The sequence below is a fragment of the Nonomuraea sp. NPDC049655 genome, assembly GCF_044465465.1.
Taxonomy (GTDB): Bacteria; Actinomycetota; Actinomycetes; order Streptosporangiales; family Streptosporangiaceae; genus Nonomuraea.
The window spans coordinates 1-21,794 of record NZ_JBITLS010000009.1; the positions used below are offsets into that span (position 1 = coordinate 1).

The window sequence follows — 21,794 nt, forward strand, 5'->3', positions numbered from 1 at the left end:
CACCTGGCCCGCATGGAACTGCGCACCGCCCTCGACGTCTGGCTCCAGCGCATCCCCGCCTTCACCCTCGCCGACCCCGACGCCGTCACCTGGGCCGCCAGTCAGGTCCGGGGCCCTCGGACCCTCCCGCTCCGCATCGGCTGACCGTGCCCGCCTAAGTGGACGACCAGCATCCGCTTGGTGTAGAACGGGAAGCCGGCATGCCGTTCAGGGGGTTGCGTGATGATCGTGGTGACGGGCGCGACAGGCACGATCGGGCGTGCGCTGATCGAGGAATTGGGCGGCGCGGCGCGGGCCGTGGTGCGGCGCGCGGAACAGGGTGACGAACTGAGGGCGGAGCTGGGCTGCGACTACGTGGTCGGCGACCTGGAGCGGCCGGAGAGCATCCCGGTCGAGCCGGGTGACAGGCTCTTTCTCAACAGCGCGTTGTGGCCGGGCTTCGCGCGCGCCCACCGGGCGGTCATCGATCACGTGGCTGCCGTGGGGGTCGCCCAGGTGGTGACCGTGTCCGTACGTGGGGTCACGCCGGGCAGCCTGCTCGGGTTCGGCCTGCACGGGCAGGTGGACGAGCACCTCAAGGCCTCCGGAGTGCCGTGGTCGATCCTGGCGCCCGTCGGTTTCATGCAGAATCTCGCGGGCGACGTCGACGGGGAGGGGCGGATCGTCGGCTCGTACGGCAGGGGCAAGGTGGGGTACATCGACGCTCGTGACATCGGGGCGGTGGCTGCCGTGCTGCTGAGGCGTCCCGTCGGGGCCGACGCGGTCTACGAGCTGACCGGCCCGGTGGCGCCCACCCATGACGAGATCGCCGCCGAGCTGACCCGGGCGCTCGGCCGGGACGTGCGTTACGTGGACCTGCCCGTCGAGGAGGCCGCCGCGCACCTGGTGGGCCGCGGCATGCCCGCTCCCGCGGCCCACGACCTGGCCACCCTCATGTCGCAGCTCGGGGACGGGCGCTGGGCGACCACGACCACGACGGTGACCGACCTCCTGGGCCGCCGGCCGCGCTCGCTGCGGGAGTTCCTGGGGTAGCGAAGAGACACCGGCCTCTCCGGGGCCGTCACCGGCGGGGGAGGTCGATGCCGGACGCGCGCAGCTCCGCCTCGACCAGGGCGTTCAGCCGGGCGATGGACGGTTCCCGGTCCTCGCCGTGGTGGTTGACCAGCCCGTAGCGGGCGGCGGCGTCGGACCGGTTCCAGAACCCGGCCGGCGTCGCCCGCATCTCCGGGCCGGTCAGCAGCTTGGCGGCCAGGGCGGAGGCCAGCTCCTCGATGCGCGGGTCGTCCGGGTCCCAGGCCCTCGCCTCCAGGGCGCGTCTGATCAGCTCGACGTGCTCGGGGTCGTCCAGTGAGTGTTCGAGCCGGGTCAGGAGGCTGTCGAAGATCGCCGGCATCAGCGCCTTGGTCAGGACCATGGCCTCCCGCTGGGTGGACACGTAGCCGGGGTCGAAGCCGAGGGCGGCCAGCCGGTCCAGGACGGCGCAGGCCCGGTCGGGCAGCAGGACCCGGTCGCCGTGGGCCAGGCGGTGCAGCGTGTCGCGGCGCGCGGTCAGGTCCTCGATCCGTTCGGTCAGCCGGCGGCGGACGTCGTCCAGGGCGGCGGCGAACGGCTCGGGATCGGCGTCGAGCAGGTCGCCGATCTCGGCCAGCGGCACGCCGGCCGCGGCGAGGGTCCGGACCTGGACCAGCCGGACCAGGTCGGCCGACCGGTAACGCCGGTAGCCGGAACCGTCGCGTTCGGGTTCGGCGACCAGGCCGAGCCGATGGTAGTGCCGCACGGTCTTGACGGTGACGCCGGTGAAGGCCGCCGTCTGACCGATCGTGAGCCCGTCCGTCATCGGCTCGGCGCGGCGGCGGACGGCAGGCGGACGCGCGCCGGTCGCCGGTCGGCGAGCGGCGCGCCCGGGTACGGGTCGCGGGCATTCACAGGGCCGAGAGTAGCGCGCACGGCATGGCGGAGTTGACCTTGACCTTGGGTCAGGGTCCAGGCTCGTCGCACGGCCACCTCGAAGGAGCCGGTGGCCCGTCCGTCACCGCCTTCGAGCCTTGGCGGACGACGACCACCACCGAAAGAGGGATCATGACGGTCGAGAACGACAACGGCTTCTCCGGAGCAGGGCTGCGCCGGCTGCGCGAGGTGCTGGCCCGGCACGTGGAGTCCAAGCGGATCCCCGGGCTGGTCGCCCTGGTCAGCCGGGGCGAGGAGACGCACGTCGAGGCGATCGGGACGATGCGCCACGACGGCGGCGCGCCGATGAGCCGGGACACGATCTTCCGGATGGCGTCCACGTCCAAGCCGGTCACGATGGCGGCGGCGATGGTCCTGCTGGACGAGTGCCGGCTGCGGCTGGACGACCCGGTCGATCCGTGGTTGCCCGAACTGGCCGACCGGCGGGTGCTGCGGCGTCCCGACGGCCCGCTGGAGGACACCGTGCCGGCACTCCGGCCGATCACCGTACGGGACCTGCTGACCTCCACGTTCGGCCTCGGCATGGACTTCACGCTGCTGGACTCCCCGATCAGGGCCGCCACCTTCGAGCGGACCGACTACAGCGTGGCGTCCGGGCCGGCGCCGGACCCGGACGAGTGGATGCGCCGCCTCGGCGAGCTGCCCCTGTCGTACCAGCCGGGGGAGCGGTGGCAGTACGACCTCAGCAACGAGGTGGTCGGCGTGCTCGTCGCCAGGGTCGCCGGCCGCTCCCTGGAGGCGTTCCTGCGCGAACGCGTCCTGGACCCGCTGGGGATGAAGGACACCGCCTTCCACGTGCCCGCCGCGAAGATCGACCGGCTGCCGCCCCTGTACGGGCCCGACCCGGCGACCGGGGAGTTCCTGGTGTGGGACGAGGCGGAGGGCGGCAGAACCGCCCGGCCCCCGGCCTTCCAGGGCGCCGGCGGCGGGCTGGTCTCCACCGTGGACGACTACCACGCCTACTTCCGGATGCTGCTGAACCACGGCGTGCACGACGGCGAACGCATCCTGTCCAGGCCCGCGGTCGAGCTGATGACCACCAACCGCCTCACCCCGGCGCAACAGGCCGCCCGGGACGCCATGTACGGGAACATCGTCCATGTGTCCGCCGGCCAGGGGCTCCAGGGCGGCTGGGGCTTCGGGATGGCGGTGCGCACCCGCCGCGGCGACTACGCCTCCGTCGGCCAGTTCGGCTGGGACGGCGGGACCGGCACCACCGCCTACGCCGACCCGGCCAGACGGCTCACCGGGATCCTGCTCACCCAGGTCGGGATGTCCACCCCGGATTCGATGCGGCTCATCAACGACTTCTGGACCACGCTCTACCAGGCCCTCGACGACTGACCGGCGCGGGCGGGGGCTCCGGTCGATGGTCACGTCCCGGGTGGGCGGGCTGTTTAATGCTGCCATGGGCCGAATCGCCGGCGTCACCGCCGCCGAGACTCGTGAACGGTTGTTGCGCGCCGCCGCGGAGGCGTTCGCCGAACGCGGCTACGACGGCACCCGCGTCGCCGACATCGCCGCCGCCGCCGGGGTGAGCAACGGCGCGCTGTACGCGCACTTCGGCTCCAAGGCCGAGCTGCTGGTGGCGGCGCTGCGCGCGCACGGGCGGCGGGGGCTGGCCGACCTGTTCGCCGCCGACCCCGACCGGCCCGTCCCCGACCTGCTGCTGGAGATCGGACGCTGGCTGCCGCAGCGGCGCGACGCCCGCGGCTACCTCATCGTCGAGGCGCTCGTCGCGGCCCGCCGGGACGAGGAGGTCGCCCGGCCCATGCGCGACTACGTCGGCGAGCGCGCCGGGGCGATGGCCGCGCTGGCCCGCCTCGCCCAGGACCGGGGCGAGCTGGACCCGGCGCTGTCGCCCGCCGCGCTGGCCCACTTCTGCCTGCTGCTGTCCATGGGCAGCGCCCTGGTCACGCCCGACCTGCACGCCGTCGGCGACGAGGAATGGGCCGCCCTGCTCGCCCGGGTCGTCGGCGCGCTCACGCCCGAACCGTCCTGACCGTGCTGCTCGCCCGGGGCGTCGGCGGGCTCACGCCCGAACCGCGTTGCGGCCCGCCGCGGCCTCTATGGCGGCGGTGATCAGGGGCCAGGTGCTCGACAGGGGGTCGATCAGGCTGAAGTGGCCGGCGTCCGACGGCTCGATCAGCACCGCCGACGGCTCGGCCGCCGCCGTCCGGCGGCTCATCGACACCGGCAGCACGCGGTCCCTGACCCCGTGCACGAGCACCAGCGGGCCCCGGTCGTAGGGCAGCAGGCGCGCCGGGTCCACCTCGTCCAGCAGGTCGGCGCGGTCGTGGAGCAGGGCGCGGGCCGCGCCGCCGCCGAGCCCTGCCGTGAACGCCTCGCCCAGGTCGCCGACGGCGGCCAGCCCCACCACGCCGCGGACCGCCGGTTCGGCGTGCCAGCGGGAGCCGGGCGGCAGCCGGTGCCGCAGCGCCGACCAGAGCGCGAGGTGACCGCCCGCGGAATGGCCCACCAGCAGCACCCCGGACGGGCACTGCGCTCCTACGAGGTCGAGCGCGGCGGCCACGTCGTCGAACGTGCCCGGGTGGCCGCCGCCCTCCTGGCCCACCCTGCGGTACTCGGGCAGCCAGACCGTATGGCCGAGCGCGGCCAGGGCGACTGCCATGGGACGGGCGTGCCGCCGGTCGTACTCGGCCATCCAATAGCCGCCGTGCAGCAGGACGAGGGGCGGGCGGCCGGCGCCGTCGTAGACGTCGATCACCTGGTCGGGGTGGCGGTCGCCGTAGCGGAGCACGCGGTCGGGCGGGCGTACCGGTCGGGACAGCAGGTCTTGGTAGGACATGTCGTGATCGTAGGAGCGCGTCCACGGGGTTGACCTGGGGTTGCGCTGGCAGGAACGTGCCGTGGGGCGGCAGCAAGAAGACGGGCCGCGTACCGCCGCCGGGCGCCTCGCGCCGCGACCATGGGGCAGTGACGTCCGAGGGAAGCGAGGTTCGGCCATGTCCCCAATCCGCCGTGTCGTGGTGATCGGCTGTGGGTTGATCGGCACGTCCGTGGCGTGCGCGCTGCGGCGGGCGGGCGTTCGGGTCGAGCTGGCCGACCACGATCCGTGGGCGCTGGCGCAGGCCGCGCGGATGGGCGCGGGCACCGCGCTGCGGGCCGGGGCCGGCCCGGCCGACGTCGTCGTGATCGCCACGCCGCCCTCGTCGGTGGCCGCCGTCCTGCGGGAGGCGCAGGACCGCGGGCTGGGGAGGGTCTACACGGACGTGGCCAGCGCCAAGACGCGGATCCTCGCCGAGGTCGAGCGCGGCGGTTGCGACCTGTCCTGCTACGTGCCCGGCCATCCGATGGCCGGGCGCGAGGTGTCGGGGCCGGGGGCCGCGCGGGCGGGCCTGTTCGAGGGCAGGACGTGGGCGTTGTGCCCCCATCCGGCGCTGTCGCCGCGCGCGCTGCGCACGGTGGCGGCGCTGGCGACCGCGTGCGGGGCCGAGGTGCGGCTGCTCGCGCCGGACGTCCACGACCGGGCCGCCGCGGCGGTGTCGCACCTGCCGCTGGTCCTGTCGGCCGCGCTCGCCGCCCGGTTCGCGACCGGCGCCCAGGACGGGCCCGCCGAACCGCCCCCGGGCGGGGGGACGGGCGCGGAGACGGGCGCGAAGACGGGCACGGAGACGGACTACGAGGTGGACGCGGAGACGGGCTGGGAGGCGGATCGGGATGCGGGCGGGTTGTCGCTGGCCGCCGGGGCGTTGCGGGACGTGACGCGGGTGGCCGGCAGCCCCGCCGGCATGTGGCGGGACATCCTGGCGCACAACGCGACCCCGGTGGCCGACCTGCTGGACGAGCTGACCCGCGACCTGAGCCGCGTCGCCGCCGCCCTGCGCGCAGCCGACGACGGCCCGGTCGCCGAGGTGCTGGCCAGGGGGAACGAGGGGCACGCGCGCATCGTCCGGGCGCTGTCGCGCACGCGGGAGGCGGAACGGGCGGCGTCCTGACCCCGCCGCGCGACCAACGGGCCCGCACGGACGAACGGGCCCGCACGGACGAACGGGCCCGCACGGACGAACGGCCCCGAGTGCGCACGTGAGGACAAACACCCGCCGCCCCCGCGGCTTATGGTCCCCCCAAGGGAGCCTCACGGGAGGACGCGCGACGTGGACCCGGCGGACGTCGACAGGCACGTCACCGACATCTGGAACACCGTGCTCGGCGTCGGCCCGGACGAGGCCGGCGCCACCTTCGGCGAGCTCGGCGGCACGGCGCTCGCCGCGCTGCGGATGGCCGCCCGGATCGAGGACCGGCTCGGGGTGGCCGTCGAACCGGCCCTCCTGCTGTGCGACGGGACGCTCGACGCGCTGCTCGGCCAGGTCAGGGCCAGGGCATCCTCGGAGATGTAGCCGCCGCGGCGCCGTTGCGACAATCACCAGCAGACCTTGAGAAGGGACGGCCCATGACCGGCGGACTCAGCCTCGCCGAGCTTCGCGAGAAGGTCGGCGACATCTGGAACGAGGTGCTCGACGTGCCCGAGGGGCTGGAGGCGGCGACGTTCTCCGACCTGGAAGGGGAGTTCGCGGCCGCGGCGCGGCTGGTCGGGCGGATCAAGGAGGAGCTGGGCATCGCCATCGACGTCGGCGACGTCTTCGACGCGGACCCGAACCTGGAGGCGCTGGTCGAACGCGTCGCCCTGGACGCGCACGTGCCGATGGCGGTGTAGCCCCCGCGATCACACCCGGGTTCCCGCGGGAGCCCGGGTTTCCGCGTGCTCCAAGAAGGGGTCAGGCAGGGAGCGGGCCGAGGTGGTCGGCGTCGGCGGGGAGGGCGGCGTCCTCCAGGGCCCGCGCGCAGCCGCACGTACGGGTGCGCGGCAGCCGGGACACGGTCGCCAGCACCAGCGCCCGCAGCCGGTCCAGCCCCTCGTGGAAGATCGTGAACAGCTCGTCGCGCCGCGCGCCGGAGCCCACGCCGAGCCCGGCGTCCAGGTCCGTCACCAGCGCGACCGGCACGTAGCACAGGGCCAGCTCGCGGGCGAGCGCCGCCTCCGGGCAGGCCGTCATGTCGAGCAGCGACCACCCCTGCGCGGCGTACCACTGCGCCTCGGCCCGGCTGGACAGGCGCGGGCCCTCGACCACCACCGTCGTCCCGCCGTCCACGCAGTCCTGGCCGGTCGCCGCCGCGGCGCCGAGCACCGTCTCACGGCCCACCGGGCAGTACGGGTCGGCGAACGGCACGTGCACCGCCGCGTCGTCGAAGTACGTCCGGACGCGTCCGCAGGTCCGGTCCACGAGCTGGTCGGGCACCACCATCACGCCCGGCCCCAGCTCGGGCCGGAGCGAGCCGACCGCGCACGGCGCGATGATCTGGCGCACGCCCACCGAGTGCAGCGCCCACAGGTTGGCCCGGTAGTTGATCCGGTGCGGCGGCCGGCGGTGGTCGCGCCCGTGCCGGGGCAGGAAGGCGACCGTGCGGCCGCGCACCCGGGCCAGCGAGAGCGGCGCCGACGGCTCGCCGTACGGGGTGGTGAGCGCGAGCTCCCGGGCTCCGTCGGCGACCGAGGAGAACCCGCTCCCGCCGATGATCCCGATCTCCGCGCCGATTCCGTTCATGATCAGCCTTTCGTCGCCGGTGCGGCCGGGACCCGGCGTAGGTGATCCGCCCGGCGGGAAAAGCCGTCCGGGCATCAGGAGCATCGTGGCCTCCCGGCGCGTCCGGGGCATCTCCTGGATTGCCCGACCGGTCCCGACGCCGCACAGGGAAAGAACCCGCCACGCCCGGCCGTGGTTATTCTCGGAAGCGAACCTCCGTCGCGCAGGTCATCGGAGAAGAATGCTCGACGCGAAATCTTGGATGATCTGTGTCCGGGAAATTCGAGTTTTCCCGCCGCCGAGATGTGGAGCGATTCCATGCCCAAAGTGATTCGCGTGCCGAGGCCGAAGAAACCGCGTACCCCCGTGACCGCACTCGACCTGCGCACCCCCGCCGGGCGCCGGCTGCCCTACTAGGAGGCCCCGGTGTCACGTCGTTTGTTCACCTCAGAATCGGTCACCGAAGGCCACCCCGACAAGATCGCCGACCGGATCAGCGACGGCATCCTGGACGCCCTGCTGGCCAAGGACCCCGGCAGCCGGGTCGCGGTCGAGACGCTGATCACCACGGGCATGGTGCACGTCGCGGGCGAGGTCACCACGCAGACGTACGTGGACATCCCCGGCCTGGTCAGGGAGACGATCCTGCAGATCGGCTACGACGCCTCCCAGAAGGGCTTCGACGGCGCCTCCTGCGGCGTGTCGGTGTCGATCGGCACCCAGTCGCCCGACATCGCCCGCGGCGTGGACGACGCCTACGAGCACCGCGGCGCGGCCGCCGCCGACGAGCTGGACCGGCAGGGCGCCGGCGACCAGGGCCTGATGTTCGGCTACGCGTGCGAGGAGACGCCCGAGCTGATGCCGCTGCCGATCATGCTGGCCCACCGGCTGGCCCGGCGGCTGGCGGCGGTCCGCAGGTCCGGGACGGTGCCGTACCTGCGGCCGGACGGCAAGACACAGGTCACCGTCGAGTACGAGGGCGACCGGCCGGTCCGCCTGGACACCGTCGTGCTGTCCACCCAGCACGCCGCGCACGTCGACCTGGCCGACATGCTGACCCCCGACGTCACGCGCGAGGTCGTCGAGCCGGTGCTGGCCGAGGCGGGGATCGACACCACGGGCCACCGGCTGCTGGTCAACCCGACGGGCCGGTTCGAGGTCGGCGGCCCGATGGGCGACGCGGGCCTGACCGGACGCAAGATCATCATCGACACGTACGGCGGCATGGCCCGGCACGGCGGCGGCGCGTTCTCCGGCAAGGACCCCTCCAAGGTGGACCGGTCGGGCGCCTACGCCATGCGCTGGGTGGCCAAGAACGTGGTGGCCGCGGGGCTGGCCGGGCGGTGCGAGGTGCAGGTGGCGTACGCGATCGGCAAGGCGCGGCCGGTGGGCCTGTTCGTGGAGTGCTTCGGCACCGAACGGGTGCCCAGGGAGCGCGTCCACGACGCCGTGCGCGAGGTGTTCGACCTGCGCCCGGCCGCGATCATCCGGGACCTGGACCTGCTGCGTCCCATCTACGCGGGCACCTCCGCCTACGGGCATTTCGGCCGTGACGAGTTCACCTGGGAGCGGGTGAACCGGACGGAGGAACTGCGGGCGGCGGCCGGGCTCTGACCATGGGCCCGGTATTCACTCCGGAAAAAAGAAAATGGCTGGAACCGGCGGCGGGAAGTCAGCTTCCTGCCGCCGTTCCGCATTTCGAGGGACGCCGTGGCGGCACATCATGGAAACAGCCTCAAAAAGCTGCGAGAAATTCGGAGGTCGCCGTGCCGGTCGTTACAGAGATCGAGCCCTACCCGATGCCGGACGCCGCCGAGCTGCCGCCCGCCGCGGTCACCTGGACGCCCGACCCGCGCCGGGCCGTCCTGCTGCTGGTCGACCTGCAGCACGCCTGCCTCGACCTCTTCCCGCCCGGCGAGGCGCCGCTCACCGACCTGGTGCGCAACGTGACGGCGCTGCGCGAGCTGTGCGCGCGCCTCGGCGTGCCCGTCGCCTACGCGGCCCAGCCGGGCCTGCTGACCGGCGAGCAGCAGGGGCTGGCCAAGGACTTCTGGCGGCGCAGCGACCGGCTGGAGCCCGCCCGGCGCGGCTTCCCCGAGCCGATGGCGCCGGGGCCGGGCGACTGGGTCTTCACCCGGCGGCGCTACAGCGCCTTCCACGAGACCACCCTGCTGTGGTGGCTGCGCGAGTCGGGACGCGACCAGCTCCTCATCGCCGGCGTCTACGCCCACATCGGCGTCCTGACCACCGCGCTCGACGCCTTCACCCACGACATCCAGCCGTACGTGGTGGCCGACGCCGTCGCCGACCTCACCGCAGCCGACCACCGGCAGGCGCTCGGCTACGTCGCCGGCCGCTGCGGCGTCACCCTGACGACCAAGCAACTGCTCGCCGGACTGCCGCGCAATCTGTGAGTTGTCAGGCGCGGGATCACAACGGACACTGAACTCGCGATCTCCCGGAGCAGGCGCGACCGAAGGGGACCGAAGAGCATCCGCCGGCGACCTCGCCGTGCCGGGACGACGCGTGACCGACGATCCCGGAAGCCGAGGTTCCCCGCATGGCCACCCACACGGTGTCGACGTCCGGCGGCCTGTTGAGCGCGCTCAACACCCGCTACCACAAGCCCGCCCTCACCCTCTACCTCGTCATCGTGCTCGCCCACTGGGCCGAGCACGTCGCCCAGGCCATCCAGGTCTACGTGCTGGGCTGGCCGCTGAAGGAGGCGCGCGGCGTCCTCGGCATGCCCTTCCCCTGGCTGGTCAGCTCCGAGTGGATGCACTACGGCTACGCGCTGCTGATGCTCATCGGCCTGCTGATGCTGCGCTCCGGTTTCACCGGCAGGTCGCGTACGTGGTGGAACATCTCCCTGGGCATCCAGGTCTGGCACCACCTGGAGCACCTGCTGCTGCTCCTGCAGGCGCTCACCGGCAACAACCTGGCGGGCCGTCCGGTGCCGACGAGCATCATCCAGCTCCTCGTCCCGCGCATGGAGCTGCACCTGTTCTACAACGGGCTGGTCTTCGTGCCCATGGTGGTGGCCATGCTCCTGCACCGCAGCCCCCGTCCGGCCGAGCGGGCGGACATGCGCTGCGCCTGCGCGGTGTCGCCCGCGTGATGGCGCGCTCCGGGCGCCGCGGGGTCTCCCCGGCCTTCTCCTTCGCGCTCAGCCTGGTGGCGGGTTTCCTGCTGTTCCTGACCGTGCCGAACCTCGGCACGGTCGTCCGCGCCGCCCGCGCCGACGGCGTGCCCGGGATGTTCGTGCCGCGCACGCTGGCGTGCATCACGCATCCGGGGCACGAGTCCTGCGTCTGGACGGGCGACTTCCGCTCCGACGACGGCACCACCGGCCGGACGGGCGTCGAGATGTACGGCAGCGACCGCTACACCCACCGGTCCGGGCAGCCGGTCCGCGCGGTGGACATCGGCTCCGGCGGCCGCGTCTACGGGCCGGGCGGGTCGAACGAGTGGGTCTTCAGCGCCCTGCTCCTGGCCGTGGCGCTGGGCCTGCTGTGGTTCCTGCACGCCGGTTCGCTGCGGCGGCTGCTTCCCGCGTCCTCGCGGCCCGGGCCAGCACCGGGCCCGGAGGCCGCCGGCCGCTCAATGGCGGCCGGCGACGGCGTCGGACAGCAGAGCGCTGAGCGGGCCGGGCGCTGAGACCATCGGCCAGCAGCCGGTGTCCAGGGTGTGGAAGTCCCAGGACGGCGCCGCGCGCAGCGCGGACACGTCGGGCGACAGGCTGCCCTGGAAGTGGTCCAGGTCGCACACCACGTAGCTGGCCCGCTGCCGCTCCAGCGGCGTGCTGAGCACGGCGGCCTCGGCCACGGCCCGGCCTGGGTGGCCGACGAACCGGGCGGCCAGCCAGCGCGCCTGCGCCGCCGTGAGGCCCTGTCCCTCGGCCACCAGGGTGTGGTCGGGGGCGGGCCAGCGGCCCCCGCCCGACTCGATCAGGCGCAGCTCCTGCTCCCGCTGCCGGTCGGGGAAGGCGTGCAGCATCGAACGGCCGTCGTGCGGCAGGAACGCCTCGACGTAGACGGTGTGGGCGACGCGGCCCGGCGCCCGGTCGGCGACCTGACCGGCCACCAGCCCCGAGTAGCTGTGCCCGACGAGCACGACGTCGCGCAGCCCCTCGTTCTTCAGCAGGGTCAGCACCTCGTCCACGTGCGTCTGGAGGCCGACGCCGGCGACGTCGTCGCGCGGCCCGGACAGGCCGCGCAGGGTGACGGCGCGGGCGTCGTGCCCGAGCAGGCGCAGCCGCCGGACGACGGGCTCCCAGATCCACGCGCCCGACCAGGAGCCCGGCAGGAGGAGGAAGGTCCTTCGCATCTGGATCGTCCTCCTCGTCACGCGACGCCGGCCAGCGGCCCCGGCAGGGGGCCCCGTGCGAAGTCTGCCCGCGCGGCGGGCAGGTGGAACTCCACCGCCTCGACCGGGCGGCCGGTGATCACCGCGACCGCGGCGACGTAGCCGCGGCCCGGCGACAGGACGCGGAACCGCAGGCTCTCCGGCGGGATGTCCAGCGGCCAGCTCAGCAGGGCCGGGTCGTCGGCCGGCCCGCTGACCGCCACCTCCGTCGGAGGCACCCGCAGGCCGTGCCCGGTGGCCTTGAGCGCCGCCTCCTTGCGCACCCAGACCTTCGCGAACGCCTCGTACCTGTCCTCCCGGGGGAACGCCTCCAGGACGGCCAGCTCGGCCTCGGTGAGCGCGCAGCGGGCCAGGTCGTCCACCGGGTCGGCGGGCACGGCCTCCACGTCCACCCCGAGCGGCCCCTCGGTCGTCACGGCCACCGCGACCCGGTCCTCGGAGTGCGAGACCGACACGTGCAGCGGGAAGCCGGGCGCCCGGACCTGCGGCTTGCCGTGGTACCGGGTGCAGTCGGGGCACGACCGGTCCACCACGACGTCCTCGGGACGCACGCCGAGCTGCACGGCGCTCGCGGTGCGCAGCAGCCACGAGCCGGTCAGGAAGCGCCTGCGGTCGGGCTCGCGGCGGAACCGCGCGGCCCGTTCGAGCTCGGGCTCGCTGAGCACCGACAGCAGGGTCCCCTCCGGATGGTCGCGCGGGCCGGCCCACCAGACCTGGCACTCTCCTGGCGCCACCACAGATGCGATCACTGGTCTTCCTCCCTTGCGGCTGTGCTGCTGTGGGACAGGACGCGGCAGGCCACCAGCTCCCACCGGTCCACCTCGGGGTTGGCGAGGGTCTGCGTCACCTCGGCGCGCACCTGCGCGCTGGTCAGGGGCTCGTCCACGCGCATCCGGATGACGATGTCCCCGCCGGCCTGGGTGAGGTCCTTGTGCCAGTGGCCCGGCAGGAGCGCCATGATGCGGATCCCGTCGATCGGGGAGCCGAGGATCGGCATCCCGCGCACCTGGCGCATCGTCACCTGGATCAGCATGGCTTCCTCGTCGCCGTGCGGCGTGAAGGGGCGAACATGGGGTCTCATCTCCATCTCGTCTGCCGGAGGTCTGTCTCTCGTACCTCCACTGTGGGATCCGGGAAGGGCGCGATCCAGGGATGGGGACGTCAGGAAGCTGCAGGCCGCCGCCGCATGCTGTCACCGGGCCCGCCCGGCCCTGGTCCTAGGTCCAAGGTCCTGTTTCACGCTGACCGGACGGCCGATCCCGCGGGCCGCGGCGGACGGCATAGTCGTCCCGGAGACGACGCGGAACACCTGGGGAGGGGCGATGACCGGACCGGACGGCCCGAGCCCGGGCGCCGCCCACCCCAGTGCCCTCAGGGGGTGTGCCAACAAATGTCCGCCGGTTCCGGTGCAGCCATGAAAGGCCACCGGACCCCGTACGGACGAAAGGCACATCCATGTCCATCACCCGCTCCCCGGACCGCATCCGGCGGCCGGGATGGAGCCTCGCGCTGCTCGCGCTGGGGCATCTGATCATCAGTCTCGACTTCACCATCATCTACGTGGCCCTGCCGGACATCGCGTCCGACGTCGGCTTCACCGCGCACACCCTGCAATGGGTGGTCACCGCGTACGCCGTCCTGTACGGAGGCTTCCTGCTGTTCGGCGGACGCCTGTCCGACCTGGCCGGACGCCGGCGGATGTTCGTGCTCGGCATGGCGTTGTACGGCGTGGCCTCCGTGCTGGGCGGTCTGGCCACGGCGCCGGGGGTGCTGCTCGCCGCGCGCGCCGTCCAGGGCCTGGCCGGCGCGGTGCTGTTCCCCGCGGTGCTGGCCCTGGTCAACACCGCCTTCGCCGAGGGCAGGGAGCGCAACCGCGCGCTGACCGTCTGGGCCATGGCGGGCGCCGGCGGGCTCACGGCGGGCGCGCTGGCCGGCGGGGTGCTCACCCAGGCCCTGGGCTGGCAGGCCGTGTTCTACGTCAACGTGCCGCTGACCGCCGTGGGCGTCGCCGCCGCCTTCGCCCTGCTGCCCTCCGACGGCCGCGCCACCCGGGGCAGCGTGGACGTGCCCGGGACGCTGACCGGCACCGCCGGCATCACGCTGCTGATCTTCGCGGTCGCGCACGGCTCGGAGGCGGGCTGGGCGCGGGCCGAGGTGGTCGCGGCGGCGGTGCTCGCGGCGGTGCTGGTGGCGGTGTTCCTGCGCCTCCAGGCCCGTGGCCGGACGCCGCTGATGCCGCTGCGGCTGTTCCGCAACCGCGCCCTCAGCGGCGCGGTCGTGGTCATCCTCCTCTTCGGCCTGACGATGCAGGCCGTGCCGTACTTCCTGACCCTGTACCTCCAGGACGTCCTCGGCTTCAACGCCCTGGAGACCGGCCTGGCGTTCCTCGCCCCGACCCTGTCGATCACGGCCGGCAACTTCCTCAGCGAGCGGCTGGTCCACCGGCTCGGCACCCGCGGCACGCTGATCGCCGGCGTCCTCGTCAACGCCGTGGGCGCCGTGCTCCTGGCCCCCGGCATGCAGGGGGACGGGTCCCTCCTCACCGTCCTGCCGGGGGTCGTCGTCATCGGCCTGGGCATGGGCATCACGTACGAGGCCATGTGGATCGCGGTCGGCACCGGCGTCCCGGCCGACGAACAGGGCCTGGCCTCCGGGGTGGCCTCGACCGCGCTGCAGGTGGGCACCGCGGCGGGCCTGGCGGTCCTGGTGGCCGTCGCCAACCAGGGCATCGAAGGGCTGGCCGGGCAGGCCCTGCGCGACGCCTCCGCCCAGGGGATGCGCGCGGCGGTGCTCGTCCTGGGCGCCGTCATGCTGACGGGCGTCCTGGCCGCGCTCAGGCTCCCCGGACAGCGCGCCCGGACGGCCGCGGCCGTCCCCTGCGCCGACCAGGGGAACTGACGGGAAGCCCTACAGGGGAAGGTTGCCGTGTTTGCGCGGCGCCACGTGTTTGCGCTTGTCGCGCAGCATGGCCAGCCCGCGCGCCACCGCCGACCTCGTCTCCACCGGGTCTATGACGGCGTCGACCAGGCCGCGCTCGGCCGTGTACGCCGGATGGACCAGCTCGCGGGTGTACTGCTCCAGCAGCTCCGCCCGCCGGGCGGCGGGGTCGGCCGCGGCGGCCAGCTCCTTGCGGTGGATGATGTTGACCGCCCCCTCGGCGCCCATCACCGCGATCTCGTTGGTCGGCCAGGCCAATGACAGGTCGGTGCCGATCGACCGGGAGTCCATCACGATGTACGCCCCGCCGTAGGCCTTCCTGACGATGACCTGGACGCGCGGCACGGTCGCCTCGCAGTAGGCGTACAGCAGCTTGGCGCCGTGCCGGATGACGCCCGCGTGCTCCTGCTCCTTGCCGGGCAGGAAGCCGGGCACGTCCACGAGCGTGACCAGGGGGATGGAGAAGGCGTCGCAGAACCTGACGAACCTGGCCGCCTTCTCCGCGGCCGACACGTCCAGCACGCCGGCCAGCACGGTCGGCTGGTTGCCCACCACGCCGACCACCTGGCCGTCGATCCGGGCCAGCGCGCAGATCACGTTGGGCGCCCAGCTCTGGTGCAGTTCGAGGAAGTCGCCGTCGTCCACCACCTCGGCGATCACCAGCCGCATGTCGTACGGCTTGGCCGGCTCCACCGGCACGATCTCGGCCAGCCGGGGCCGGGCGTCGCCGGCCGCGGCCCGCGCGGGCAGCGCCGGCGGGCGGCTCATGTTGTTGCTCGGCAACATCGAGACCAGGTCGCGCACGGCGGCCAGGCAGCTCTCCTCGTCGTCGTGCACGAACGTGGCCAGCCCGGACCGGCTGGCGTGCACCTGCGCGCCGCCCAGCTCGGCGTGCGTGATGCGCTCGCCGGTGACCGCCTCGACCACGTCCGGGCCGGTCAGGTAGAGCTGGGCGGTGTCGCGCACCATGAACGTGAAGTCGGCCAGCGCCGTCGAGTACGCCGCCCCGCCCGCGCACGGGCCGAGCACGACGGCGATCTGCGGGATCACCCCCGACGCCTGCACGTTGCGCTGGAAGATGCCGCCGTAGCCGTTGAGCGACAGCACGCCCTCCTGGATCCGGGCCCCGCCGCTGTCGTTGAGCCCGATGAACGGCGACCCGCTGGACAGCGCCAGGTCCATCACCTTGTGGATCTTCTGGGCGTGCGCCTCGCCGAGCGAGCCGCCGAAGACGGTGAAGTCCTGCGCGTAGACGAAGACGCGGCGGCCGTCGATGGTTCCCGATCCGGCCACGACCCCGTCGGTGTGCGGCCGCTGGGCCTCCATGCCGAGCCCCTGGGCCCGGTGCCGCCGGAACATCTCGATCTCCAGGAACGAGCCCTCGTCCAGCAGCAGGTCGAGCCGTTCGCGCGCGGTGCGCTTGCCCAGCGCGTGCTGCCGCTCCACGGCCTGCGGGCGGCCGCGCGCGATGTCCTCGCGCGCGCCGGCGAGCTCCTCGCGCAGACGGTCCATGGCCGACGGCGGGGCTTCCTGGAGGACCTCGGGGGAGATGGTCATCGTTTCCTCCTCGGACTCTTCCGGTACGTCCAGTTAAGGAGCGATGGCCGTTTCCTGTCACCTCCTGCAGTGCTTGACCGCGCCAGACGTGGCAGGAAGCGGAAACGCCCTGCAGCTTGCTGCCTCGCCGAAGCCTGGTTCGCGCCCCCGCCGCGGCGCAAAGTTGGAAGTGCAAGGGAACAGCGACACGAACCGCCGAGAAAGAGGCAGTGAAATGACGAACAGCATTGTTGCCAAGAGGATTTCCCAGTGGATTATCGCGATTGTCTCCGGAATGCTCGTCTGGGCCGTCGGCGCCACCGCCGCGCAGGCCGCCGCCGCTGTCGCCGACACGGTGGTGCTGCAGGCGGACGGCAACACCTGGCCCGCGCCGGCCGGCACTGACGGCAACACCTGGCCGCTGCCCACCCCGCTGCCCTCCCCGCAGGGCAACACCTGGCCGTAAAAAGCCCCGACACCGGAAAGGAATTGACCGTGAATTTCCCCGAGGAGGTCCGCTCATAGGATAGAGGCCGAACACGAGAGAACCCCCGCGACCGGGTCGCGGGGGTTCGTCATGCCGTCCGGCGAGAAACAGCGGAAGAAACGCGTCAGATCCAGTTCTCCTCCTTGGCGCGCAGCGCGGCCTGGAAACGGTTGACCGCGCCGAGCCTGGCCATCAGGTCGGCGACGTAACGGCGGTAGGTGCGCACCGAGATGTCCAGCTCGCGGGCGGCGATCTCGTCCTTGTCGGCCGTGGCCATGACCGCCAGCACCCGCTGCTCCATCTTCGACAGCGTCGGCTCCTCGCCGGGCGGGTCGAGGTGGTCGGCCAGCGGCACGGCCGCCTTCCACAGGCCCTCGAAGTAGATGACGAGCTGCGAGATCAGGCCCGGCTCGCGGACCAGCAGCGCGCCCGTGGAGTGCGCCTTGGGATCGATCGGGACGACGGCCACGCTGCGGTCGTACATGAGCATGCGGTCCATCGGCTGGTCGGTGACGCGGATCTCGGCGCCCAGGTGCGCCAGCTCGCGCAGGTACGACACCATGCGCTGGTCCTCCAGCGCCTTGGGGTGGAAGATCTCGCGCAGGGCCAGGCCGCGCCGCAACGAGCGCGTGTCGAGCGGCAGCGCCGACTCGATCATCACCTCGTTGAACGGCCCGCCCGGGTGCAGGCAGAGCGTCTCCTTGTAGGAGAAGAAGGCCAGGTCGTCCAGGCGCTGGCGGACCCGCGCGCCGCTCTCCACCCGCTCGATGTCCAGCACCGCGTCGGAGCGGTCGCCCTCCCGCTTGTCCTCCAGGAAGCTGGAGATGGCGTCGCGGGCGCCGAACACCCGGCGGATCTCCGCGTTCAGCTCCTCCAGGCGCTGCTCGACCAGACGCTCGATGGCGATCCGCGGCTCGGTCGCGGTGACCCGGTGGCGGTCGTTCAGGTCGAGCATGGCGAGCCGGTCGAGCGTCTCCACCGCCGACTCCACCGTCTCGGGATCGAGGTCCAGGGCCTCGGGCACCGAGCCGACGCTCTCGCCCCGATGGCGCAGGAAATAGCGGTAGACCGCCTCCGCTTCGGGGGTGACTCCAATGACGGACAGATCCACGCCCCACCTCCCGGGGGTTCGGCGGCCGGAGCTTGCACTTCCATTATCGGAATCCGGACGGCCGGCGCTCCTCGCAGGTTGCGGTGTCCGCTGAGGTCAGGGCACGGGACAGGGCAGCACGGTGGCCCCGGACGCGGCCCGGTAGCACGCGGCCCCCGGGCACAACACCTTGACGACCTCGCCACCGGCCCGCACGGCGACCGGCTCGTGCCCGAACCGGCGCGCGGCGATCTCCGGCCAGCCGGACGGACGCAGCCCGCTCACCTCGTCCACCAGCCGCGGATCGGCGTCGACGGCCAGGCGCTCCAGATGGGCGGCGTAGTCGCCCTCCCGCTGCCACACCGCGAACCGGCGCAGGCAGTCGGGCAGCTCCAGCGTGCTCCACGGCTGCGCCCTGCCCGCCATCGCGCGCAGGAACGCCTCGCACACGGCCGACTTCACGGTACGGCCGGCCGCCGCGGCCAGCGTCGCGCCCTCGCCGCCGACGGTCACCAGGGCGACCCGGAGATCGGGCACCGACAACACGAACGCCGACATCCGCAGCCCCAGCCCCGAGGCCGCGGCCGTCACGCCGGGCGGCAGCAGGCGGTCCAGCGAGCCGGAGACCCGCAGCAGCGGCTCGCGCGGCTCGGCCCACCAGCGCGCCACCACGTCGTGGGCGACCACCTCGGCGATCGCCTCCGGCACGCCGCTGTCCACCACGCCGCTCGTGGCCGGCTCGACCAGGCATTCGTGCCCGCCCGTCCACACCACCTCGACGGGCAGCCGGTAGCGCCGCCCGCTGAGCAGGCCGGTGCCGGGCACGTGCCGCCGCAGGCTCGCGGGCGGGTCGGCGACGAAGTCCGACAGGCGCAGCTCCGTACCCGTCCACGCGGGCCGGGGGCCGTCGCCGGGCAGGCGGCGCAGGCGGCGCAGGGCGGCGAGCCGGGCCAGGGCCCGCGCCCGGCTCTGGGCCTCGTAGCCGGCGAACCCGGCGACGATGACGGCGAGCTCGTCCTGCGGGGATTCGGCGCAGGCCAGATGGACGGCGCCGCCGAGGCAGTCGGCCATCGGCGCGGCCGTCTCAGCGGCCCTCTCGGCGATCGCCTCAGGAGCCGTTTCACGGGCCATGTCACCGGGCGCCTCACCGGTCGTCTCCGTCACCGGCCACGAGCCCGCGGGCGTGGATGCCATCGCTTCTCCTCCGCAGCGCGACGGCCGTCGCGGCCGCCGCATCCCCAGTACACGCGCGGCCCGGCGGGCCCGTCAACGCCGCGGCGGCCATCCCGCAATCCGGGAGAAACCCGTCAGCAAGCTGCCACGACCGCCAGCTTGCTGACGCCTCCCGACCCCCTGCGGACGGCCCGCGCCCGGCACCGTGGAAGGCGGAACCAGCCCGCGAGCAGAGCAGCGAGAAGGCATGTCATGGACTCTTTCAACATCGCCGCACGATTCCTCGACCGCGCCGACGGCGCCAGGACCGCGCTCGTCACCCGGCAGGGCCGCGTCGACTACGCGACGCTGCGCGCCCTGGCCGACCGCGCCGGCAACGCGCTGCGCGAGCTCGGCGTCCGCCGCGGCGACCGGGTGCTCATCGCCGCCGACGACAGCGTGGAGTCGGTCGCCACCTGGTACGGCGCCCAGAAGATCGGCGCGGTCACCGCCGAGGTCTACACGTTCCTGCGGCCCAAGGACTACCGCTACTTCGCCGGCTACGCCCGTCCGCGCCTGGTGGTGGCGGGGCCGTCGGCGCTGGAGAGCCTGCGCGCGGCGGGGCTGACCGGCCTGCTCGTCACCGGCGTGCCGCGCCACCTGCTGCGCCCCGGCGAGCACCACTTCGACACCCTGGTCGGCGCGCAGGAGGCGCGGCTGGACCCGGCGCCGGTCGCCGCCGGGGACGTGGCGCTGTGGAAGTTCACCACCGGCAGCACCGGCGCGCCGCGCGCCTGCGTGCTGCCCGCCAGGAGCCCGCACGTCAGCTTCGACTCCTACGCCCGCGGCGTGCTGGACCTGCGCCCGGACGACGTGGTGCTGCCCGTGCCCAAACTGTTCTTCGGCTACGCCCGCGACCTGACCGCCCTGTTCCCCTTCGGCGTCGGCGCGGCCGGCGTGATCTTCCCCGAGCGCAGCCGGGTCGAGACGATCTTCGAGCTGATCGCCGAGCACCGGCCCACGGTCCTGGTGAACGTGCCCACGATGATGAGCGCCATGCTCGCCCACCCCGACGCCGGCCGGCAGGACCTGAGCTGCCTGCGGCTGTGCACGTCGGCGGGCGAGGCGCTGCCGCCGGAGCTGCACCGCCGCTGGAGCGACACCTTCGGCGTGGAGGTGGTGGACGGGCTCGGCTCCTCCGAGGCGTACCACATCTTCCTGTCCAACCGCCCGGGACGGGTCCGGCCCGGCACGCTCGGCCAGGTGGTCCCCGGCTACCGCGCCCGCGTCGTGGACCCCGAGGGGCAGGAGGTCCCCGACGGCGAGACCGGACGGCTGGAGGTCACCGGCGACGCCGTCGCGCTGGAGTACTGGCAGGACCCGGAGCGGACCGCGAGCACGTTCGTGGGCGGGCGGACCGTGCGCTCGGGCGACCTGGTCACCAGGGACGCCGACGGCTACTTCCGCTACCGGGGACGGGCCGACGACCTGCTGAAGGTGGGCGGGTCCTGGGTGGCGCCGGCCGAGATCGAGAACTGCCTGCGCGAGCACCCGGCGGTGGTCGAGTGCGCGGTGGTCGGGTACCGGCTGCGCGGGCTGACCCGGCCGCACGCGTACGTGGTGACCTCGGCGGCGGTCGAGGCGGCCGAGCTGAAGGCGTTCGTCCGGGCCCGGCTGGCGGCCCAGAAGTTCCCCCGGCGGATCACGTTCGTGGAGCGCCTGCCGCAGACGGCCTCGGGCAAGGTGGACCGCCGCGCGCTGGAGGTCGGGACGTGAGAAGCGGGCGCGCCCGGGACTGGGGGAGTTCCGGACGGGCGCGCCCGCGGTTCGGGAAGGCTTCTCAGACGCCGCTTCTCAGACGCCGCTTCTCAGGCGCCGCCTGTCGGACGCCGGTGCTCAGACGCCGGCGCGGGCGAACTGGCCGGGACGCCGGCCGGCGCCCGCCGGCCCGCGGTAGGCCTGCGCGATGTCCAGCCAGCGGTCGGCCTCGGCGCCGGTCGCCGTGACCGCCACGTCGGCGCGGTGCCGCCGCCTGGTCACCAGCAGACAGAAGTCCTCGGCCGGTCCGCTGATCCGCTGGGTCGCGTCCTCGGGGCCGTAGGCCCACACCTCGCCGGAGGGGCCGGTGATCTCGAAGCGGAACTCCTCGGCCGGCGGGGTCAGCCCGCGCGACAGGTAGCCGAAGTCCCGGGTGAGCACCGCGAAGACGACCAGGTGCCGCAGCCGGTCGGTGCGCTCCAGCCGCACGCCCAGCGCGTCGGCGACGTCCTGCCCGTGGGCGAAGGTCTCCATGATGCCCGCGCACGCCAGCACGATCGGCGGCAGCGGGTTGACCAGCCACGGCACGACCTCGCCCGCGGGCACGGCGGCCAGACCGGCGTGCACCTCCGACCGTCCGGCCCGCCACTTGGCCAGCAGCGTGTCCGGCGAGTCGTTCTCGAACGCCTTGAGCGCGGCGTTCACCGCGCCGTCGAAGTTCTTCTCCGCGCCGGCCGTCATGGCCGCGAACGCCTCCGCGTCGGTGGCGGCGGCGGTGGCCAGGCGGAAGATGAAGGCCAGGTGGGCGATCTGGTCGGCGATCGTCCAGCCCGGCGCGGGGGTGGGCAGCTTCCACTGCTGGGCGTCCAGGCCCGACACCAGCGCGTCGAGCTGGTCGCCGTCGGCCGCCAGGTCGTCGAGCACTACCTCTAGCTCGGTCACGTCCTCGTTCCTT

Annotated in this window: 23 protein-coding genes; 13 read left to right on the top strand and 10 right to left on the bottom strand. The window is 73.6% G+C overall.

The annotated features are described in order from the left end of the window. The first annotated feature begins 222 nt into the window (after positions 1-222). Positions 223-1,032: an NAD(P)H-binding protein gene (locus ACIBQ6_RS27650; protein WP_397215380.1), complete on the top strand. Its 810-nt coding sequence runs from the start codon at positions 223-225 to the stop codon at positions 1,030-1,032. Between the two features lie 28 nt (positions 1,033-1,060). Here the strand turns inward: ACIBQ6_RS27650 and ACIBQ6_RS27655 are convergent, their stop codons facing one another. Beyond that, positions 1,061-1,837 (bottom strand): MerR family transcriptional regulator, encoded by a 777-nt coding sequence (locus tag ACIBQ6_RS27655; RefSeq protein ID WP_397215382.1) that lies wholly within the window; start codon positions 1,835-1,837, stop codon positions 1,061-1,063. Between the two features lie 242 nt (positions 1,838-2,079). Between ACIBQ6_RS27655 and ACIBQ6_RS27660 the strand changes: the two genes are divergently transcribed. Continuing rightward, positions 2,080-3,312 carry a serine hydrolase domain-containing protein gene (locus tag ACIBQ6_RS27660; RefSeq protein ID WP_397215384.1) on the top strand — a complete coding sequence of 411 codons (1,233 nt, stop codon included), beginning with the start codon at positions 2,080-2,082 and terminating at the stop codon, positions 3,310-3,312. A gap of 64 nt (positions 3,313-3,376) precedes the next feature. After that, positions 3,377-3,970, top strand: coding sequence for a TetR/AcrR family transcriptional regulator (locus ACIBQ6_RS27665; protein WP_358295082.1), 594 nt, complete (start codon positions 3,377-3,379; stop codon positions 3,968-3,970). Positions 3,971-4,000: 30 nt separating this feature from the next. On the opposite strand, the gene ACIBQ6_RS27670 is transcribed toward ACIBQ6_RS27665, so the two are convergent. After that, positions 4,001-4,777 carry an alpha/beta hydrolase gene (locus ACIBQ6_RS27670; RefSeq protein WP_358295084.1) on the bottom strand — a complete coding sequence of 259 codons (777 nt, stop codon included), beginning with the start codon at positions 4,775-4,777 and terminating at the stop codon, positions 4,001-4,003. A 157-nt stretch (positions 4,778-4,934) separates the two neighbouring features. On the opposite strand from ACIBQ6_RS27670, the gene ACIBQ6_RS27675 reads away from it, so the two are divergent. The 3 genes from ACIBQ6_RS27675 to ACIBQ6_RS27685 all read left to right on the top strand — a co-directional run bounded on the left by ACIBQ6_RS27675 (position 4,935) and on the right by ACIBQ6_RS27685 (position 6,646). Further along, positions 4,935-5,927 carry a prephenate dehydrogenase/arogenate dehydrogenase family protein gene (locus ACIBQ6_RS27675; RefSeq protein WP_397215387.1) on the top strand — a complete coding sequence of 331 codons (993 nt, stop codon included), beginning with the start codon at positions 4,935-4,937 and terminating at the stop codon, positions 5,925-5,927. Between the two features lie 159 nt (positions 5,928-6,086). Further along, positions 6,087-6,329, top strand: a complete 243-nt coding sequence (locus ACIBQ6_RS27680; protein WP_397215389.1) for a phosphopantetheine-binding protein — start codon at positions 6,087-6,089, stop codon at positions 6,327-6,329. Positions 6,330-6,382: 53 nt separating this feature from the next. Then, on the top strand, positions 6,383-6,646 hold the full coding sequence (locus ACIBQ6_RS27685; RefSeq protein ID WP_352354843.1) for a phosphopantetheine-binding protein: 264 nt from the start codon (positions 6,383-6,385) through the stop codon (positions 6,644-6,646). A 61-nt stretch (positions 6,647-6,707) separates the two neighbouring features. Here ACIBQ6_RS27685 and ACIBQ6_RS27690 read toward each other — a convergent pair whose 3' ends face one another. Beyond that, complete coding sequence (locus ACIBQ6_RS27690; protein WP_397215391.1) at positions 6,708-7,535, bottom strand: S-methyl-5'-thioadenosine phosphorylase; 828 nt, start codon at positions 7,533-7,535, stop codon at positions 6,708-6,710. Positions 7,536-7,940: 405 nt separating this feature from the next. Here ACIBQ6_RS27690 and metK point away from each other — a divergent pair, with 405 nt between their 5' ends. The 4 genes from metK (at position 7,941) to ACIBQ6_RS27710 (ending at position 11,171) form a co-directional block, all read left to right on the top strand. After that, positions 7,941-9,128, top strand: coding sequence for a methionine adenosyltransferase (metK, locus tag ACIBQ6_RS27695; RefSeq protein ID WP_358295093.1), 1,188 nt, complete (start codon positions 7,941-7,943; stop codon positions 9,126-9,128). A gap of 152 nt (positions 9,129-9,280) precedes the next feature. Further along, the gene (locus tag ACIBQ6_RS27700; protein ID WP_397215393.1) at positions 9,281-9,928 is read left to right on the top strand and encodes an isochorismatase family protein; all 648 of its coding nucleotides are present in this window, start codon (positions 9,281-9,283) and stop codon (positions 9,926-9,928) included. A 146-nt stretch (positions 9,929-10,074) separates the two neighbouring features. Next, positions 10,075-10,632 carry a hypothetical protein gene (locus ACIBQ6_RS27705; protein WP_397215395.1) on the top strand — a complete coding sequence of 186 codons (558 nt, stop codon included), beginning with the start codon at positions 10,075-10,077 and terminating at the stop codon, positions 10,630-10,632. Further along, positions 10,629-11,171 carry a hypothetical protein gene (locus tag ACIBQ6_RS27710; protein WP_397215397.1) on the top strand — a complete coding sequence of 181 codons (543 nt, stop codon included), beginning with the start codon at positions 10,629-10,631 and terminating at the stop codon, positions 11,169-11,171. The genes ACIBQ6_RS27705 and ACIBQ6_RS27710 overlap by 4 nt, the downstream gene beginning before the upstream one ends. On the opposite strand, the gene ACIBQ6_RS27715 is transcribed toward ACIBQ6_RS27710, so the two are convergent. The 3 genes from ACIBQ6_RS27715 to ACIBQ6_RS27725 are packed head-to-tail and all read right to left on the bottom strand — an operon-like array spanning position 11,115 to position 12,960. Next, positions 11,115-11,840 (bottom strand): alpha/beta hydrolase, encoded by a 726-nt coding sequence (locus ACIBQ6_RS27715; protein WP_358295100.1) that lies wholly within the window; start codon positions 11,838-11,840, stop codon positions 11,115-11,117. The two genes, ACIBQ6_RS27710 and ACIBQ6_RS27715, sit on opposite strands and share 57 nt — an antisense overlap. 17 nt (positions 11,841-11,857) lie before the next feature. Then, the gene (locus tag ACIBQ6_RS27720) at positions 11,858-12,628 is read right to left on the bottom strand and encodes a 4'-phosphopantetheinyl transferase family protein (RefSeq protein WP_397215399.1); all 771 of its coding nucleotides are present in this window, start codon (positions 12,626-12,628) and stop codon (positions 11,858-11,860) included. Beyond that, on the bottom strand, positions 12,625-12,960 hold the full coding sequence (locus ACIBQ6_RS27725) for a hypothetical protein (RefSeq protein ID WP_357982071.1): 336 nt from the start codon (positions 12,958-12,960) through the stop codon (positions 12,625-12,627). Before ACIBQ6_RS27725 ends, ACIBQ6_RS27720 begins: the two co-directional genes overlap by 4 nt. A 374-nt stretch (positions 12,961-13,334) precedes the next feature. On the opposite strand from ACIBQ6_RS27725, the gene ACIBQ6_RS27730 reads away from it, so the two are divergent. After that, positions 13,335-14,777, top strand: coding sequence for an MFS transporter (locus ACIBQ6_RS27730; RefSeq protein ID WP_397215401.1), 1,443 nt, complete (start codon positions 13,335-13,337; stop codon positions 14,775-14,777). Between the two features lie 9 nt (positions 14,778-14,786). Here the strand turns inward: ACIBQ6_RS27730 and ACIBQ6_RS27735 are convergent, their stop codons facing one another. Next, positions 14,787-16,373 (bottom strand): acyl-CoA carboxylase subunit beta, encoded by a 1,587-nt coding sequence (locus ACIBQ6_RS27735; RefSeq protein ID WP_397215403.1) that lies wholly within the window; start codon positions 16,371-16,373, stop codon positions 14,787-14,789. A 274-nt stretch (positions 16,374-16,647) separates the two neighbouring features. Between ACIBQ6_RS27735 and ACIBQ6_RS27740 the strand changes: the two genes are divergently transcribed. Beyond that, the gene (locus ACIBQ6_RS27740) at positions 16,648-16,818 is read left to right on the top strand and encodes a hypothetical protein (RefSeq protein WP_397215405.1); all 171 of its coding nucleotides are present in this window, start codon (positions 16,648-16,650) and stop codon (positions 16,816-16,818) included. 145 nt (positions 16,819-16,963) lie between these two features. On the opposite strand, the gene ACIBQ6_RS27745 is transcribed toward ACIBQ6_RS27740, so the two are convergent. After that, positions 16,964-17,950, bottom strand: a complete 987-nt coding sequence (locus tag ACIBQ6_RS27745) for a helix-turn-helix transcriptional regulator (RefSeq protein ID WP_358295110.1) — start codon at positions 17,948-17,950, stop codon at positions 16,964-16,966. Between the two features lie 96 nt (positions 17,951-18,046). Continuing rightward, positions 18,047-19,123 (bottom strand): hypothetical protein, encoded by a 1,077-nt coding sequence (locus tag ACIBQ6_RS27750; RefSeq protein WP_397215407.1) that lies wholly within the window; start codon positions 19,121-19,123, stop codon positions 18,047-18,049. Positions 19,124-19,354: 231 nt separating this feature from the next. Between ACIBQ6_RS27750 and ACIBQ6_RS27755 the strand changes: the two genes are divergently transcribed. After that, positions 19,355-20,857 (top strand): benzoate-CoA ligase family protein, encoded by a 1,503-nt coding sequence (locus tag ACIBQ6_RS27755; RefSeq protein ID WP_358295114.1) that lies wholly within the window; start codon positions 19,355-19,357, stop codon positions 20,855-20,857. Positions 20,858-20,977: 120 nt separating this feature from the next. On the opposite strand, the gene ACIBQ6_RS27760 is transcribed toward ACIBQ6_RS27755, so the two are convergent. Continuing rightward, positions 20,978-21,781, bottom strand: coding sequence for a TIGR03084 family metal-binding protein (locus ACIBQ6_RS27760; RefSeq protein WP_397215409.1), 804 nt, complete (start codon positions 21,779-21,781; stop codon positions 20,978-20,980). Between the last annotated feature and the right edge of the window lie 13 nt (positions 21,782-21,794).

Excerpts from the sequence above, each read along its gene's own strand:
- ACIBQ6_RS27655 (WP_397215382.1), bottom strand. The coding sequence starts at position 1,837 with ATGACGGACGGGCTCACGATCGGTCAGACGGCGGCCTTCACCGGCGTC.
- ACIBQ6_RS27660 (WP_397215384.1), top strand. The coding sequence starts at position 2,080 with ATGACGGTCGAGAACGACAACGGCTTCTCCGGAGCAGGGCTGCGCCGG.
- ACIBQ6_RS27735 (WP_397215403.1), bottom strand. The coding sequence starts at position 16,373 with ATGACCATCTCCCCCGAGGTCCTCCAGGAAGCCCCGCCGTCGGCCATG.
- ACIBQ6_RS27725 (WP_357982071.1), bottom strand. The coding sequence starts at position 12,960 with ATGAGACCCCATGTTCGCCCCTTCACGCCGCACGGCGACGAGGAAGCC.
- ACIBQ6_RS27675 (WP_397215387.1), top strand. The coding sequence starts at position 4,935 with ATGTCCCCAATCCGCCGTGTCGTGGTGATCGGCTGTGGGTTGATCGGC.
- ACIBQ6_RS27705 (WP_397215395.1), top strand. The coding sequence starts at position 10,075 with ATGGCCACCCACACGGTGTCGACGTCCGGCGGCCTGTTGAGCGCGCTC.
- ACIBQ6_RS27750 (WP_397215407.1), bottom strand. The coding sequence starts at position 19,123 with ATGGCATCCACGCCCGCGGGCTCGTGGCCGGTGACGGAGACGACCGGT.
- ACIBQ6_RS27690 (WP_397215391.1), bottom strand. The coding sequence starts at position 7,535 with ATGAACGGAATCGGCGCGGAGATCGGGATCATCGGCGGGAGCGGGTTC.
- ACIBQ6_RS27755 (WP_358295114.1), top strand. The coding sequence starts at position 19,355 with ATGGACTCTTTCAACATCGCCGCACGATTCCTCGACCGCGCCGACGGC.
- ACIBQ6_RS27650 (WP_397215380.1), top strand. The coding sequence starts at position 223 with ATGATCGTGGTGACGGGCGCGACAGGCACGATCGGGCGTGCGCTGATC.
- ACIBQ6_RS27685 (WP_352354843.1), top strand. The coding sequence starts at position 6,383 with ATGACCGGCGGACTCAGCCTCGCCGAGCTTCGCGAGAAGGTCGGCGAC.
- ACIBQ6_RS27665 (WP_358295082.1), top strand. The coding sequence starts at position 3,377 with ATGGGCCGAATCGCCGGCGTCACCGCCGCCGAGACTCGTGAACGGTTG.
- ACIBQ6_RS27670 (WP_358295084.1), bottom strand. The coding sequence starts at position 4,777 with ATGTCCTACCAAGACCTGCTGTCCCGACCGGTACGCCCGCCCGACCGC.
- ACIBQ6_RS27730 (WP_397215401.1), top strand. The coding sequence starts at position 13,335 with ATGTCCATCACCCGCTCCCCGGACCGCATCCGGCGGCCGGGATGGAGC.
- ACIBQ6_RS27715 (WP_358295100.1), bottom strand. The coding sequence starts at position 11,840 with ATGCGAAGGACCTTCCTCCTCCTGCCGGGCTCCTGGTCGGGCGCGTGG.
- ACIBQ6_RS27740 (WP_397215405.1), top strand. The coding sequence starts at position 16,648 with ATGCTCGTCTGGGCCGTCGGCGCCACCGCCGCGCAGGCCGCCGCCGCT.